The 15,398-nt window shown below is 71.0% G+C and carries 9 protein-coding genes; 1 reads left to right on the top strand and 8 read right to left on the bottom strand.

All coding sequences use genetic code 11. The features are described 5' to 3' along the window. Positions 1–7 precede the first annotated feature (7 nt). The 5 genes from WMF29_RS46030 to aceB all read right to left on the bottom strand — a co-directional run bounded on the left by WMF29_RS46030 (position 8) and on the right by aceB (position 10,666). Positions 8–3,955: a serine/threonine-protein kinase gene (locus tag WMF29_RS46030; RefSeq protein WP_437326371.1), complete on the bottom strand. Its 3,948-nt coding sequence runs from the start codon at positions 3,953–3,955 to the stop codon at positions 8–10. Between the two features lie 11 nt (positions 3,956–3,966). Beyond that, a complete protein-coding gene (locus WMF29_RS46025) occupies positions 3,967–4,737 on the bottom strand; it encodes a hypothetical protein (protein WP_437326370.1) in 771 nt (256 codons plus the stop codon). 268 nt (positions 4,738–5,005) lie between these two features. Next, positions 5,006–7,366: a glutamine--tRNA ligase/YqeY domain fusion protein gene (locus WMF29_RS46020; protein WP_437326369.1), complete on the bottom strand. Its 2,361-nt coding sequence runs from the start codon at positions 7,364–7,366 to the stop codon at positions 5,006–5,008. A 303-nt stretch (positions 7,367–7,669) separates the two neighbouring features. Then, positions 7,670–8,968 carry an isocitrate lyase gene (gene aceA, locus WMF29_RS46015; RefSeq protein WP_272096448.1) on the bottom strand — a complete coding sequence of 433 codons (1,299 nt, stop codon included), beginning with the start codon at positions 8,966–8,968 and terminating at the stop codon, positions 7,670–7,672. Positions 8,969–9,043: 75 nt separating this feature from the next. Further along, complete coding sequence (aceB, locus tag WMF29_RS46010) at positions 9,044–10,666, bottom strand: malate synthase A (protein ID WP_437326368.1); 1,623 nt, start codon at positions 10,664–10,666, stop codon at positions 9,044–9,046. 210 nt (positions 10,667–10,876) lie between these two features. On the opposite strand from aceB, the gene WMF29_RS46005 reads away from it, so the two are divergent. Continuing rightward, complete coding sequence (locus tag WMF29_RS46005; RefSeq protein ID WP_437326367.1) at positions 10,877–12,307, top strand: helix-turn-helix domain-containing protein; 1,431 nt, start codon at positions 10,877–10,879, stop codon at positions 12,305–12,307. Between the two features lie 72 nt (positions 12,308–12,379). Here WMF29_RS46005 and WMF29_RS46000 read toward each other — a convergent pair whose 3' ends face one another. From WMF29_RS46000 to WMF29_RS45990, 3 genes are read right to left on the bottom strand one after another with little or no spacing between them, the layout of a single operon-like run. Next, positions 12,380–12,751, bottom strand: a complete 372-nt coding sequence (locus WMF29_RS46000; RefSeq protein WP_437326366.1) for a response regulator transcription factor — start codon at positions 12,749–12,751, stop codon at positions 12,380–12,382. Then, the gene (locus WMF29_RS45995; RefSeq protein ID WP_437326365.1) at positions 12,751–13,443 is read right to left on the bottom strand and encodes a histidine kinase; all 693 of its coding nucleotides are present in this window, start codon (positions 13,441–13,443) and stop codon (positions 12,751–12,753) included. The genes WMF29_RS46000 and WMF29_RS45995 overlap by 1 nt, the downstream gene beginning before the upstream one ends. Before the next feature lie 30 nt (positions 13,444–13,473). Then, positions 13,474–14,907 carry a sigma-54-dependent transcriptional regulator gene (locus tag WMF29_RS45990; RefSeq protein WP_272096441.1) on the bottom strand — a complete coding sequence of 478 codons (1,434 nt, stop codon included), beginning with the start codon at positions 14,905–14,907 and terminating at the stop codon, positions 13,474–13,476. Positions 14,908–15,398 lie beyond the last annotated feature (491 nt).

Below are 15,398 nucleotides of genomic sequence, written 5' to 3'. Positions count from 1 at the left end.
TGACGTGTCACCCGGCGGCAGCGAGCGCGAGGGTCCTCGCGTTGTCGGGCACGCACGTCAGGAACCGCTCCCGAAAGGCCGCGTCGCTGATCTTCGCCGCGCGGTCGAGCAGGTGCTGGCGCGCGACGGCGAGCGCCTCCGCCGCCTCGCGCGCGGCGCCCGCCGCCGCGAGCGCCTCGGCGTAGGCGAGCCGCACCAGCGACTCGCCCTCCTCGAGCGAGCCCGCCTCCTCGAGCTGCACGAACGCCTCGCGCGCCGCCGGCAGCGCCTCCTCCGGGCGGCCCTGCGCGAGCAGCGCGCGCGAGAGCACCGCCACGGCGGCGGCGCGGAGCGGAGGCGCCACCGCCAGCGTCGCGACCGCGGCGCGCGCCTCGCGCTCGGCGGCCACGGGATCGCCCGACAGGAGCATGATCTTCGCCATGTACGTCAGCGTCACGCCCTCCATGCGCCGGTCGCCCTGCTGCTGGAACGCCGCGGCGGCGCGCTGCTCGAGGAGCTTCGCCTCCTCGAGCTGCCCCAGGTGGGCGATGACGTAGCCGAGGTTCTGGCTCGCGGCCGTCTCCAGGTCGTCGAGGCCCATGCGCTGCGCCGCGGCGAGCGCCGTCCGGAGCGCCGACTCGGCCACCTCGAAGTCGCCGAGCTCGCCGTACAGGAAGCCCAGGTTCGAGCGTATCGCGCAGGCGTTCCGGCGGTCGCCGGCCTGCTCGAACGCCGCGAGCGCCGCCGTGAACCCGCTCAGCGCGGCCCCGATGTCGCCCCTCGTGTTCGCCCGGACCGCGCGCGCCTGCTGGTAGAGTCCCGCCGCCTGCGGCTCGAGCCCGGCGGGCTCGCTCGCGACCACCTCGAGCATCTGGATCAGCGCGTCGGCCGCCGCGTAGCGGCCGCCGAAGCTCAGGAACGTCGCGGCGTCGCACAGGCACATGATCCGCGCGCTGATCGCGCCCGCCGCCTCGGCCGCGCGCGTCGCCCACGCCTCGACGCGATCGAAGTGACCGAGCTTCCCCTCGGCGATGATCACCTGCCCGATGGCGCGGAACCACGGCGAGCTGCCGGTCCGGACGAGGCTCGCCGCCTCGGTGCCGCGCTGCACGGCGAGCACGGCCTCTCCCTGCCACAGCCCGATCTCGGCCTCCACGAGCCGCAGCCGCCCGAGCTCCTCGTCGGCCGCCCCGCACTGGACGCCCATCTCGGCGCGCGCGAGCGCGCTCGTCAGATCGTTCGCCTCGAGCGCCTGCTCCGCGGCCCTCCGGTACCACCGCACCGCGCGCCCCGGCTCGCCGCCGCGCCGGAAGTGCTCCGCGAGCGCCATCGCGTCGGTGTGCCCGCTGCGCTCGAGCCACTCGCCGGCCAGCTTGTGGCCGAGGGCGCGGTCCGGCTCCGTGAGCATCGCGTACGCGGCCTCGCGCACGATCGCGTGGCGGAACACGTAGTCCGTCGGGATGAGCCACCCCGGCGTCGAGACCGGGGCGATGAGCTCCCGCGCCGCGAGCGCGTCGAGCCACGTCTCGGTCTCCTTCACCCGCGTCGCGCCGCCGAGCAGCGCCGCCACCGCGAGCTTCGAGAAGCGGTCGCCGAAGATGCTCGCCGCCCGCAGCACGCGCTTCGCCTCGTGGCCCTCGGCGTCGAGCCGCGCCTCGACCGTGCCCAGCACCGAGTCGGGCAGCACGTCCCCCTTGCCCGTCGCGACCGCGCGGATGAGCTCCTCCAGGTAGAACGGGTTGCCGTCGGCCCGGTCCACGACCCGGGCCACCGTCTCGGCGGGCGTCTCCTCGCCGAGCGCGCTCCGCACCATGCGCTCGCTCGCCTTGGCGGGCAGCGGCCCGAGCTTGATCGTCTGCACCTCCCGGTCGGTCCACAGCCCGGGGAACTGCTTGCTCACCTCGGGCCGGGCCAGCGCGAGCAGCATGAGCGGCAGGTCCCGGAGGTTCCGGAGCGTCTGATCGATGAGGCGCACGGTCGCCGGATCGCCGAAGTGCAGATCCTCGAGCACGAGCAGCACCGGCTGCGCCGCGCACTCGGCGGCGAGCCAGTCCTCCCACGCCGCGCGCGTCGCGTCGGCCATGAGCATCGCGTTGTCGCGCGCCGCGCGCAGCCCGCTCGTCTCGCCGTCGGGGAACGGCGTCCGCGAGAGCTCGCCCAGGAAGGCCGAGATCCGGCTCAGCGCCTCGCCGCTCACGTGGCGCCCCAGCCGGCGCGTCAGCTTGCGCCGCCGGGCCTCCACCGGCTCGCCCTCGCGCATCCCCGCCGCCTTCTGGATCGCGTCGGCGATGAGGCCGAACGGAGACCCCGCGGCCATCGACTCGGCCCGCCCGGAGAGGATCTCCACCGACCCGAACTGGCGCCGCACCCGGGTGAGGAACTCCAGGCGGAGCCGCGACTTCCCGGACCCCGCCGCGCCGATGACGAGCACCGCGCTCGCCAGCGACTCGCTCACGCACCCGGAGAACACGCCCTCCAGCATGGACAGCTCGCGGATGCGGCCGACCCAGACGCTCGGCTTGCCGAGCAGGACGGGGACGCTCTCGTCGGCCGCCGTCTCGGTCGCGAGGAACGGCCCGTTCTCGTCGCTCTCCACCTTGAGGCGGCCGCCGACGACGCTGGCGGTCACGTCGTCGAGCCGGACCGCCCCGGCGTGCGCGGCCCGCAGGGCGCGCACCCCGCGGTCGATGACGTCGCCCTCGATGAGCTTCGCCGACGACACCCCGCGCCCGGTGGCGACGGCGAGCGGGATGCCGGGGAACCGCGCGCGCAGCGCGAGCGCGCACCGCGCCGCCCGCTCGGCCCGGTCCACGGCGCTCCCAGCGCCGGCGAGGATCGCGATGAGCGAACCTCGCGAGATCTCCGTGATGTGCGCGCCGTAGGGCTCCACCGCGGCCCGCACCTCGGAGCGCGGCACCGCGGAGCCCGGGCCCTCGCTCGAGAGCTCCTGCAGCACGCTCGAGACGTCCGAGGCGCTCGGCACGCCGCCGGCCGCCGCGACGCTCATCTGCACGTCGTCCGGCTCGCCGGCGAGCACGAGGGACACGAGCCGCTGCTCGCTGCGCGTGAGGAACCCGTCGACCCGCGCCGAGCGCATGGTCGCGTCGCGCGGCGAGGCGAGCGTGGCGGGCCGCGGCGTCGCCCAGGCGTCGAGCGCCTCCGCGATCTGCGCGAGCTCGACCCCGACGTCGCCGCAGTCGCGCGGCCGGTCCTCGGGGTTCTTCGCCATCATCCGGTCCATGAGGCGCTCCAGCGGCTCCGGGACGTCCGCGCGGACGTCGCGCAGCCGGGGCGTCTGCTGGAACAGGAGCTTGGCGAGCGCCGCCATGACGTGCGCCCCCTCGAAGGCCGGGCGCCCCGCGACGCACTCGTAGAAGACGCACGCGAGCGAGAACACGTCCGCCCGCGCGTCGAGGGCGCCCCCGCCCTCGATCTGCTCGGGCGCGATGTACCCCGGGGTTCCGAGGATCCCGCCCGTGTAGGTGAGCCGGCGCGACTCCCCGTCGGGGCGCGCGATCCCGAAGTCGACGAGCCTGAGCTGGCCGACATCGCCGGCGACGAGGAAGATGTTGCTCGGCTTGACGTCGCGGTGGATGATCCCGCGCGAGTGCGCGAAGGCGAGCGCGTCCGCCGTCCTGCGCAGCACCGCGAGGCTCTCTCCGAGCGCGAGCTGCCGGCGCGCGAGGCACGCCGCCAGGTCCTCCCCCTCCAGCCACTCCATGGCGAGGTAGTGGTCCCCGGCGGCGGTTCGCCCGTGCGCGACATACCGCACGATCCCGGGGTGGCTCAGCTCGGCGAGGATCTGCGCCTCGCGCTCGAACCGCTCGACGTCGAACGCCTCGCGGCTGTGGAGGACCTTGAGGGCGACCGGGCGGGCGTCGAGGCGGTCGTGCGCGCGATAGACCGTCCCCATCCCCCCGGCCGCGACCTGCTGCTCGACGACGAAGCGGCTCGCGAGGACTGCGCCGGAATCCACGCGGCTCGATGCTACTCGAGGAAGACGGACACTGAAGCCTTGTAGCGATCGGTGCCGCGCGGAAAGACGTGGGCGCCGCACGGCAGCTTGAGCGGCTCGCGGTCGTGGCAGTCCGAGAAGCTGCCGTCCTGCTTCGGCCCATCGCACACGTCCTCACATTCGCCCACGACATCGATCGGGCAGTTGTCGAGCGAGGGCCCGCAGACGCGCGGGATCGACCTCTTGCCCGGCGCGAGGCAGGCGAAGAGGCTCTGCGGCTTGTGGAAGACGTTGCCGAAGTAGGTCGCCTCCGGGGTGTCGTACCTCGCCCGCTCCCACTTCGTGGACGAGAGCGCCGGGTTCTTTCCGCGGAGCGAGATCATGACGTGCTCGCCCCGGTAGTTCACGCGCGCCAGCAGGCACGCGGAGACCCACTCCTGGCAGTTTTCATCACACGAGCCGCGCTTCTTGCCCCACTCGGGCGCGAGCCCGAGATCCCCGTCAAAGCTGTAGGACACCCCATCGACCTTGACCTCGATGCTGTCCTCCTCGGGGAGAGCGCAGCTCACAATGAAGCTGAGGAGCTCCCTCGACACGGGATCACGGAGCGCGCCTCTCGTCAGCGAGTTGGCGGTCAGCGCGTTGGCCGTCAGCGCGTTGGCCGTCAGCGCGTTGGCGGTCAACGCATTGGCCGTCAGCGCGTTGGCCGTCAACGCGTTGGCCGTCAGCGCGTTGTGAATCGTGACCTCCTGCTCGGCCTCCGCCACCGCCTCGTCATCCCCTTCGAGCTCGGCAGACGCCACGCAAGCAGCCTGCGAGAACGACACAGCCACGCAAGCGAGGAGAGCGAACTGGCGTGCAGATTCCATAGTACCAATCAGATCTACACCACTCCATCTATCAAGTTCAAATATTTTATGGAGATTTTGCTGGACATCTTTCTGCACACCGCCTCCACACCGCCACGACACACGTCACGTAGTCAGGTGCCGGGAGTGGGATAACGCAGAGCGCAGCACTCGGGCGCACCCCGCGTCGGGGAGGAAGGGAAACAGCGCGTGGGTGGGAGATTTACGCCAGCTTCCTGGCCAGCAGCGTATTGACCAGGTCGGGGTTCGCCTTGCCGCCGGAGGCCTTCATGACCTGACCGACGAAGAACCCGATCAGCTTCGAATTCCCCGCGCGGAAGCGGGAAACCTCGCCTGGATGACCGGCGATGATCTGGTCGACGATCCGCTCCAGGGCGCCTTCGTCGGCGACCTGCCGGAGCCCTCTCTGCGCGACGATCGCCTTCGGGCTACCGCCGTGCTGCATTATCTCAGCGAGGACATCTTTTGCGATCTTCCCGGAAATCGTCCCGTCATCGATCAGCGCCAGGAGCTCGCCGAGCTGCGCCCCCGAGACGGGGAGGTCGCCTGTCTTCCTGTCCTTCAGCTCACGGGCCAGCGAGTGGATGACCCAGTTGGCGGCGCCCCGGGGGTTGTCGTGCACGGCGACCGTCTCCTCGAAGAGCCGGAGGAGGCCGTCGTCGTCGGCCAGGACCACCGCGTCGTCGCCCGGTATCCCCCGTGTTTCGATGAGGTGTCTGGCCTTCTCGGCCCGCGCCGGGTCGAGCCGCGCGAGGCGCTCCTCGAAGGGCGCGCGCTCGCGCCGAGGCTCCGGCGGCGGCGCCTTGGCGGCGGGGCCCGCGGGCGCGGGCTCGGCGGCCCGAGCGGGCCTCTCGGCCGAGAGCCTCGACCATGAGTCCTTGAGCGCCACCGTGCGGTTGAAGACGGGCGCGCCGGGCGCGGAATCGACGGGATCCACGAAGAAGAACCCCTGGCGCTCGAACTGGACATGGCTCCCCTTCTCGACCGTGGACAGGCTCGGTTCCACCTGACACCCGCTCAGGACAACCAGCGAACCAGGGTTCAAGTTCTCCAGGAAATCCTTTCCCTCCTCGACCGCGTCGGGCCGCTCGACCGCGAAGAGCCGGTCGTAGAGCCGGACCTCGGCGGTGAGCGCGTGGGCGGCCGAGACCCAGTGCAAGGTTCCCTTCGGCTTGCGCCCGTCGGGCGCCTCACCGCTCTTCGTGGGGCGATCGTACGTGCACCGGAGCTCGACGACCTCTCCTGTAGCCTCGTCTCTCACCACCTCGCGGCAGGTGATGAACCCGGCGTAGCGGAGCCGCACCTGCTGCCCGGGCGCGAGCCGGAACCACTTCTTGGGGGGGTCCTCGAGGAAGTCGTCGCGCTCGATGTAGAGCACCCGGGACAGGGGGACCTTGCGGGAGCCTTCCCTCGGCACGTCCTCGGGCCAGTAGGGCGCGTCGATCTCCTCGACCTGCCCCTCGGGGTAGTTCTCGAGGACGACCCGGAGGGGGCGCAGCACCGCCATGACGCGCGGGGCGCGGAGGTTCAGGTCGTCTCGGACGCACGACTCGAACTTGGCGATGTCCACCATGCTGTTCGTCTTGGCGACGCCGATCTCCTCGCAGAACGAGCGGATGGCCTCGGGCGTCACCCCGCGGCGCCGGAGGCCGGCGATGGTGGGCATGCGCGGGTCGTCCCAGCCCGTCACGAGCCCGCCCTTCACGAGCGCGAGCAGCTTTCGCTTGCTCATCACCGTGTAGCTCAGGTTGAGCCGAGCGAACTCGTACTGGCGAGGGCGGGACGGGACATCGAGGTGCTCGATGATCCAGTCGTACAGCTCCCGGTTGTTCTCGAACTCCAGCGTGCAGATCGAGTGGGTGATCCCCTCGATCGCGTCGGAGAGGCTGTGAGCGAAGTCGTAGAGCGGGTAGACGCACCACGCGTCGCCCGTCCGGTAGTGGCGCGCGCGCTTGATGCGGTAGATCGGCGGATCGCGCATCTTCATGTTGGGAGCGGCCATGTCGATCTTGGCCCTGAGCACGTGCGCGCCCTCCGGGAACTCCCCTGCTCTCATCCGGGCGAAGAGATCCAGGCTCTCCGCGGCGGACCTGTTCCTGTAGGGGCTCTCCCGACCGGGCTCCGTGACGGTGCCGCGGAGCTCGCGGGTCTCTGCCTCGCTCAGGCTGCACACGTAGGCTCTGCCCTTCTGGATGAGCTCCACCGCGAAGGCGTAGAGCCGCTCGAAGTAGTCCGACGCGAAGAAGAGCTTGTCGCCCCAGTCGCCGCCGAGCCAGCGAACGTCCCGCAGGATCGACTCCACGTACTCCATGTCCTCGGCGGCCGGGTTCGTGTCGTCGAAGCGCATGTGGCATGCGCCCCCGAAGTCCGCCGCCAGCCCGAAATTCAGCAGGATCGACTTCGCATGTCCGATGTGCAGGTAGCCGTTCGGCTCGGGCGGGAACCGGGTCACGACCCGCGTGTGCCTGCCGGCGGCGAGGTCCTCGGCGATGATGTTGCGGATGAAGTTGGACGCGGCGACGCTGCTGTCAGCGTCGCTCGCTCTGGGGCTCTGCGTTGTCACAGCTCTTTTCACCTCGGCTCGGGCGGCGCCGCCCGCGCCGAGCCTACTCAAACGGCACCCGCCGGGCCACCGCGGAGACGGCGCCCGCCCGGCGCGCCCGGCGCCGCGCTCCCGCGAGGACGGGCACATCGCGAAGCGCGGGGGAAGACGCGGCGGAGGGGGGACGGCGGAGGCATCCCCTTGAATTTTGCGGGAAATTCACAGAGAGACGGGGAGATACGCCGCGCGGGCGAGGACGGCGGGGGGCGCCGCGGCGGACAGACGCGGGCGTGCGCGACGGACGGCGCACGCCCGCGCGGGCGCTCAGAACTGGGCGGCCTCGGTGGACTCGTGGAGGGCCAGCGTGGACGCAGCGCCGCCCGAGATCACCTGGGCGACCTCGTCGAAGTAGCCCGTCCCGACCTCGCGCTGGTGGCGGGTCGCGCTGTAGCCGAACTGCTCGCCGGCGAACTCGGCCTGCTGCAGCTCGGAGTACGCCGCCATCCCGCGGCGCTGGTACTGGCGGGCGAGCTCGAACATGCTGTGATTCAGCGAGTGGAACCCGGCGAGGGTCACGAACTGGAACTTGTACCCCATCGCGCCGAGCTCGCGCTGGAACCGCGCGATCGTCGCGTCGTCGAGGTGCTTCTTCCAGTTGAACGAAGGCGAGCAGTTGTAGGCGAGCAGCTTGCCCGGGAACTGCTTGTGGATCCCCTCCGCGAAGCGCTTCGCCTGATCGAGGTCCGGCGTCGAGGTCTCGCACCAGACGAGGTCCGCGTAGGGCGCATACGCGAGCCCGCGCGCGATGGCCGCCTCGAGGCCGCCCTTCAGCACGAAGAAGCCCTCCGGCGTGCGCTCCCCCGTGACGAACGGCTTGTCGCGCGGGTCGACATCGGACGTGATCAGCTTGGCGCTGTCGGCGTCCGTGCGGGCTACGAGGACGGTCGGCACGCCCATGACGTCGCTGGCGAGCCGGGCCGCGATCAGGGTGCGGATGAACTGGCTGGTCGGGACGAGGACCTTGCCGCCCATGTGCCCGCACTTCTTCTCGGAGGCGAGCTGGTCCTCGAAGTGAACGCCCGAGGCGCCCGCCTCGATCATCGCCTTCATCAGCTCGAACGCGTTGAGCGGCCCGCCGAAGCCCGCCTCCGCGTCGGCCATGATGGGCGCGAGCCAGTAGCGCCCCGCCTTGCCCTCGGCGTTCTCGATCTGGTCGGCGCGGAGGAGCGCCTGGTTGATGCGGCGCACGAGCGTCGGGACGCTGTTCGCCGGGTACAGGCTCTGGTCGGGGTACATCGTCCCGGCCTCGTTGTTGTCGGCCGCCACCTGCCACCCGCTCAGGTAGATGGCCTTGAGCCCGGCCCGGACCTGCTGCATGGCCTGGTTGCCGGTGAGGGCGCCGAGCGCCGCAACGTACGGCTCGGAGTGCATCAGGTTCCAGAGCCGCTTGGCGCCGAGGGTCGCGAGCGTGTAGTCGATACGGACGGTGCCGCGGAGGCGCGCGACGTCCGCCTCGGAGTACGGGCGGACGATGCCGCTCCACCTGCCCGGGACGGTGTCGCTCGGCGGCGCGTGCAGCGAGTCGGCGGAGATCGGCGTGTTCAGCGGGAAAGCAGCGGACATGACTGGGCTCCTAGTGCGTTGGGGTTGGGGGCGGCAGCGGCCGCTGTGTCGACGTCAAACGAAGCGCGCCGGGCGTCACGAGCGCTGCTCTCCGGCGCTGGAGATCAAGAGCTCGTAAGCAGGCAGCGTCAGGAACTCCTCGAAGGTCTCTCCGATCGACAGCCGCTCGAAGAGCGCGCGCGCCTCGGCGAAGCGGCCGCCGTCGAAGCGCGCCGGGCCGAGCGCGCCGCGGAGGGCGGCCATCTCGCTGTCCACCGCCGCGCGGAAGCGCTCCACGGTGAGCGGCTGGCCATCGTCGAGCGTCGCCCTGTGGCGGATCCATTGCCAGACCTGGGTGCGGGAGATCTCCGCGGTGGCCGCGTCCTCCATCAGGTTGTAGAGCGGGACGCAGCCGAGGCCGCTGATCCACGCCTCGAGGTACTGGACGCCGACCCGGATGTTATGGCGCAGGCCCGCCTCGGTGCGCGCGCCCGCCGGGACGCGCAGCAGGTCGGCCGCCGAGACGCGGACGTCCTCGCGCTTCCGCTCGATCTGGTTCGCAGCGGGCATGTGCGCGTCGAACACCTCGCGCGCGAGCGGCACGAGCCCCGGGTGCGCGACCCAGGTGCCGTCGTGTCCGTCCTTCACCTCGCGCAGCTTGTCGGCGCGCACCTTGTCGAGCGCCGCGCGGTTCGCCTCCGGGTCGCTCTTGATCGGGATCTGCGCCGCCATGCCGCCCATCGCGTGCACGCCCCGGCGGTGGCAGGTCTTCACGAGCAGCTGCGTGTACGAGCGAAGGAAGTGCTGCTCCATCGTCACCTGCGAGCGATCCGGCATCACGCAGGCCGGGTCGTTCCGGAGCTTCTTGATGAAGCTGAAGATGTAGTCCCAGCGACCGCAGTTGAGGCCGGCCGAGTGCTGCCGGAGCTCGTGGAGGATCTCGTCCATCTCGAACGCCGCGGGCAGCGTCTCGATGAGGACCGTGGCCTTGATCGTGCCGACGGGCAGGCCCAGCGCCTCTTGCGCGAACACGAAGACGTCGTTCCAGAGGCGCGCCTCCAGGTGACTCTCCATCTTCGGCAGGTAGAAGTAAGGCCCGGTCCCGCGGCGGACGAGCTCACGCGCATTGTGGAAGAAATAGAGTCCGAAATCGAAGAGCCCGCCTGGCAGCGGCTTGCCGTCGAGCTCGACGTGCTTCTCGGGGAGGTGCCAGCCGCGCGGGCGCACGAGCAGCGTCGCCAGCCTGTCTCCGAGGGCGTAACGCTTCCCGGTCGCCGGGTCCTCGTGGCGGAGCTCGCGCCGCACCGCGAGCCTCAGCGCCGCTTGCCCCTCGATGAGGTTCTTCCACGTGGGCGACGTGGCGTCCTCGAAATCGGCCATGAACACGCTCGCGCCCGAGTTCAGCGCGTTGATGATCATCTTGGGATCGACCGGACCCGTGATCTCCACGCGCCGGTCGAGGAGGTCCTCGGGCAGCGGCGCAACGGTCCAGTCGCCGTCGCGCACATCCCGCGTCTCGGGGAGAAAATCGAACCGCTCGCCCGCGTCCAGCCGCGCTTGCACGGCGCGCCGCCGGGCGAGCAGGGCCGGTACCCGGTCAGCGAACTTGCGCCCAAGACCGGAAAGGAAACGGAGGGCCTCTGGCGTGAGGACGGACTCGTCGCCCCCGACCCGAGGAGCGAGCAAGCGGACGCTTGCGGTCTCATGATTCTGGCTCATCCACATCTCCTGCAACGCTGCGCGTCGTTACAAGCAACCTATGTTTGTCGACGAGGTTTCAGCGTCAACTTCGCTCTGAAATGCAGGCGGATAACGATGTAGACGAAAGGGCTTTACAGCGTGTTAACGTGTAAACTATTGTAAATTTCCACCAGGCGAGCTGCGCCTACATCTCATCCAGGTTGTCCCAGTTACGTCGGGAGGGTCCCCATGGCCGATGCACCTCTTCTCGGAGCCAAGGTCCGCGCGCTCCGGCGTCGCGAGCACATGACGCAGGTCGATCTGGCGGAGCGCCTCGGTGTCTCGGCGAGCTATCTGAACTTGATAGAGAACAACCGGCGTCCGCTGACTGCGCCGCTGCTCATCCGGCTCGCCCAGATATTCCAGCTCGACCTCCAGAACTTCGCGTCGGAAGAGGACGTCCGGCTCACGGCCGATCTCCACGAGGTGTTCGGCGATCCCATCTTCGAGAGCCACGGGCTGACGAACGCGGACCTGCGCGAGCTCGTCGCGGCGTCGCCGAACGTCGCGCGCGCGGTGCTCACGCTCTACCGGACCTACGCGACGACGCGTGAATCGCTGGATACGCTGGGAGAGCGGCTGGCGGGGGACGGGTTCGTCGGGGTCGACAACTCGCGGCTACCGTCCGAGGAGGTCAGCGATCTCATCCAGCGCCGGATGAACCATTTCGCGGAGCTCGAGGAGGGCGCCGAGGCGCTCTGGCGCGAGGCGGAGCTCGACGCGGACGACGTCTACCGCGGCCTCGTCCGGTACCTCCACGCGACGCGCGGCATCGAGGTGCGCATCGTCCGGGTCGCGGACGAGCGCCAGGCGATGCGGCGATACGACCCCGACAGGCGCGTGCTGAGCATCTCCGAGGTGCTGCCGCCCCGCAGCCGCAGGTTCCAGCTCGCGCACCAGCTCGGCCTCTTGACGCAATCGACGGCGATCGACCGCATCCTGCGCGACGAGAACCTCACGACCCCGGAGTCCCGCGCGCTCGCCCGCGTCGCGCTGGCCAACTACTTCGCGGCCGCGATCCTCATGCCGTACCAGCCGTTCCTGGAGGCGGCGCGCGCCGAGCGCTACGACATCGAGCTGCTCGCGCACCGGTTCGGCACGAGCTTCGAGCAGGTGTGCCATCGGCTGACGACGCTCCGCCGCCCGGGCGCCGAGGGGGTGCCGATGCACATGGTCCGCATCGACATCGCGGGCAACATCTCGAAGCGCTTCAGCGGCTCCGGCATCCGGTTCGCGCGGTTCAGCGGCGCGTGTCCCCGCTGGAACGTCCACGCCGCCCTGATGACGCCCGGCATGATCCGGATCCAGCTCTCGCAGATGCCCGACGGCGCGGTCTACTTCTGCATCGCGCGCACCGTGCGCAGCGACCGCGGCGGCTACCACGTCCCCCACACGGTGCAGTCGATCGGCATGGGCTGCGACGTCCGCTACGCCCGCGAGCTCGTCTATGCCGACGGGATCGACCTGGACAACATCGGCGCGGCCGTGCCCGTCGGCGTCACGTGCCGGACCTGCGAGCGCCTCGACTGCGCCCAGCGCGCGCTGCCGGCGCTGCAGCACCCGCTCCGCCTCGACGAGAACCGGCGGGGCGTCTCGTTCTACGCGTCGGTCGACAAGTGAGGCGAGCCCGCGACCGGCGTGCTCCGCGCGCCTCGGCGGCCAGCGCGCGGCGCGGGCTCGCGGGCGGCCCGCTCAGCTGGGCCGCCCGAGCAGCTCGTTGAGCGTGGCCACGAGCCGGCCCACGTCGATGGGCTTGACCATGTGCGCATGAGCGCCGGCCGTCCGGCTCTTCTCGCGATCGTCATCCCCGCCGAACCCGCTCACCACGATCACCGCCCGCGGCCTGGCCGCGAGCGACGCGACCAGCTCGACGCCGCTGCCATCGGGGAGCGACACGTCCGTCACCAGGGCATCGACCGCGCTCGCGGCGAGCAGCGAGCGCCCTTCCTCGCACGAGCGCGCCACGAGCACGCGGAAGCCGCGGCGGCGGAGCGCCATGCCGAGCAGCGCCGCCGTGTCGTCGTCGTCGTCGATCACCAGCACCTGCGGCAGCTCCGCGCTCATCAGGCCCCCGCCTTGCGATCGGCCACGTTCAGCGGCCACTCCAGGGTGATCCGCGTCTCCGCGCCCACGCGGTCGGCCCGCGCCTCGCCGCCGTGCGCCTTGAGCACGCCGTCGATCACCCGGACGGGCAGCGCGCCGTCGGCGAGAGGATCCGCGTCCGGCGAGAGCGCGGCCTCGAAGAGCTTCTCCACCGAGGCCGTGCTCGAGTCGGTCGTCAGCACCACCCGCGCGCGATCGGCATGGGCCGCGAGCGCCACGACGACCCGCGCGCGGGCGACGTTCAGGGCGAGCATGAGCGCGTCCGAGAGCGCCGCGGTCAGCGAGACGGCGTGCGCGAAGCCGCGCACGGGGGCGAGATCGAGCGCCACGGTGACGTCGCGCCGCCCGTAGACGAACGACGCCTCCGCGACGGCCTTCTGGACGAGCGCCTCGAGGTCGAGCGGCTGCGTCGGGGCGTCGAGCTGCCGCGGCAGCTCGGACGCGGCGGTGTAGCGGTCGGCGAGGCGCAGCAGGCGGCGCACGCCCCGCCGCGCCATGGTGAAGTACGCCGCGTTCTGGGCGGTGGCCTCCCCCCCGAGGGCGCTCTCCAGCTCGTTGAGCGCCGTGGCCACGACCCCCGCGGGCCCGCGGACGTCGTGCCCCGCGCGCGCGAACAGCTTGTAAATCGAGTCGGACAGCGCCTTTTCGCTCATTATTCGTTACGCCTCGCCTCGCGCCCCGTCTCAGCTCAACGAGGAGCTCGCCGAGCCCGGCGAAGAGGCCGCCTTGTCCTTGTCTGGGCCCTCGTCCCCGCCCGAGCCGTCCTGCTCCCCGTAGCGCTCCAGCTTGCGGTAGAGCGTCCGCCGGTCGAACCCGAGCATCTGGGCGGCGCGCGACTTGTTGCCGCCGACGAGCGCGAGCACGCGCTTGATGTAGCGCTTCTCGAGCTCGTCCATCGTCATGATCTCCGCCGGCTCGTCGACGGCGACGACGAAGCGGTCGGGCCGGTAGGCCTGGACCTTCTCCGGCAGGTCCTCGACCGTGATCTGCTCGAAGCGAGCCAGCGCCACCGCGCGCTCGATGCTGTTCTCGAGCTCGCGCACGTTGCCCGGCCAGTTGTACGCCGTGAGCTTCTCCGCGGCCGCGGTCGAGAGCGAGAGCACGCCCTTGCTGCTGCGGGACGAGAACTTCTCGAGGAAGTGCATCGCGAGGTGGAGCACGTCGGTGCCGCGCTCGCGCAGGGGCGGCAGGTCGATTTTCACGACGTTGACCCGGTAGTAGAGGTCCTCGCGGAACCGCTTCTCGTACACCTCGGTCTCGAGGTCGCGGTTCGTCGCCGTCACGATGCGCGCGTCGAAGGGGATCTCGGCGTTCGAGCCCACCGGCCGCACCTTGCGCTCCTGGAGCGCGCGGAGCAGCTTCGGCTGGACCTCGAGCGGCATCTCTCCGATCTCGTCGAGGAAGATGGTGCCGCCGCTGGCCTCGAGGAACAGGCCGGTGCGCTGGGTCTTGGCGTCGGTGAAGGCGCCGCGCGCGTGGCCGAAGAGCTCGCTCTCGAGGAGCGCCTGGGGCACCGCCGCGCAGTTGACCGCCACGAAGGGGCCGGACCGGCCGCTGGCCTCGTGGATCGCCCGCGCGATGAGCTCCTTGCCGGTGCCCGTCTCGCCGTGCACGAGGACCGAGGCGTCGCTCCGCGCGACGCGCCCGATCAGATCGTAGACGCGCTTCATCGCAGGGCTGCGCCCGACGAGGCCCTTGGTCTGCTGGACGTCGTGGGCCGCCTCGCGCAGGCGCTTCACCTCCGAGCGGAGGCGCCGATGCTGGACGGCGCGCGAGACCGTCAGGCCGAGGAGGTTCGCGTCGAGCGGCTTCGTGACGAAGTCGAACGCCCCGGCGCGCATGGAGGAGATGGCGGTCTCCATGCTCCCGAGCGCCGTCATGACGATGACGAGCATGTCGGGCCTCGCGCCGAGGATGCGCTCGCAGAGCTCCAGGCCGCTCATCTCGCTCATGCCGACGTCGGTCAACACGACGTCGAAATCGTCCTCGCTCACCAGCTCGAGCGCGCTCTTGGCCGAGGTGCGCGCCGCGACGGAGAACTCCTGCCTCTTAAGGAGGGCTTCGACCAGATCACACGTCGCTTCGTCGTCGTCGACGACGAGTATCCTGCCGCTCATCGCGTGTCCTTCCCCGGCAGCTCTTCTAAAGGTCGACCGCTGCCTGCAGTTGCAGGGAACGTGCCACGGAGAGTCCGCGCCATCAAGCCCAGTCCGCTCCTCGCCGACGTCCTTCCGACGTGACGTTTCGCCACAGGTGCGCGTTCTTGCCTCATCCTGGATGGCGCCGGCCGCGCGCAGGGGCCGAGCGCTCCGCCGCCGACGGGGCCAGCGACCGCCGCTGCGCCCGAGGCGACGTCGCCGGTAGGGGACTTACCGACCCCGCCGTTCCTCCACGGATCGGCGGGGGCCGGCAGCGCGCCTCTTCGCGGTGCATGTGGCGCCCCTCCGGCGGACCACACGGGCCAGGCGCCGCCACGGAGGCGCCGTCGCGGTCTCACGCGGGCGCCGTGCGCCTCTCTCGATGAGACGGCTGCGCCTCCCGGGAGCAGCCGAGTCCGCCCGAGCCCCGAGGGCCATGGCAAGAGGCGAAATTCCACATCGATATTCCC

The sequence above is a fragment of the Sorangium sp. So ce381 genome, assembly GCF_051473845.1.
In the GTDB taxonomy this organism is placed as follows: Bacteria; Myxococcota_A; Polyangia; order Polyangiales; family Polyangiaceae; genus Sorangium; species Sorangium atrum.
The sequence above is the reverse complement of the archived record's forward strand: the minus strand, read 5'-3'. Positions and strand labels throughout refer to the sequence as shown.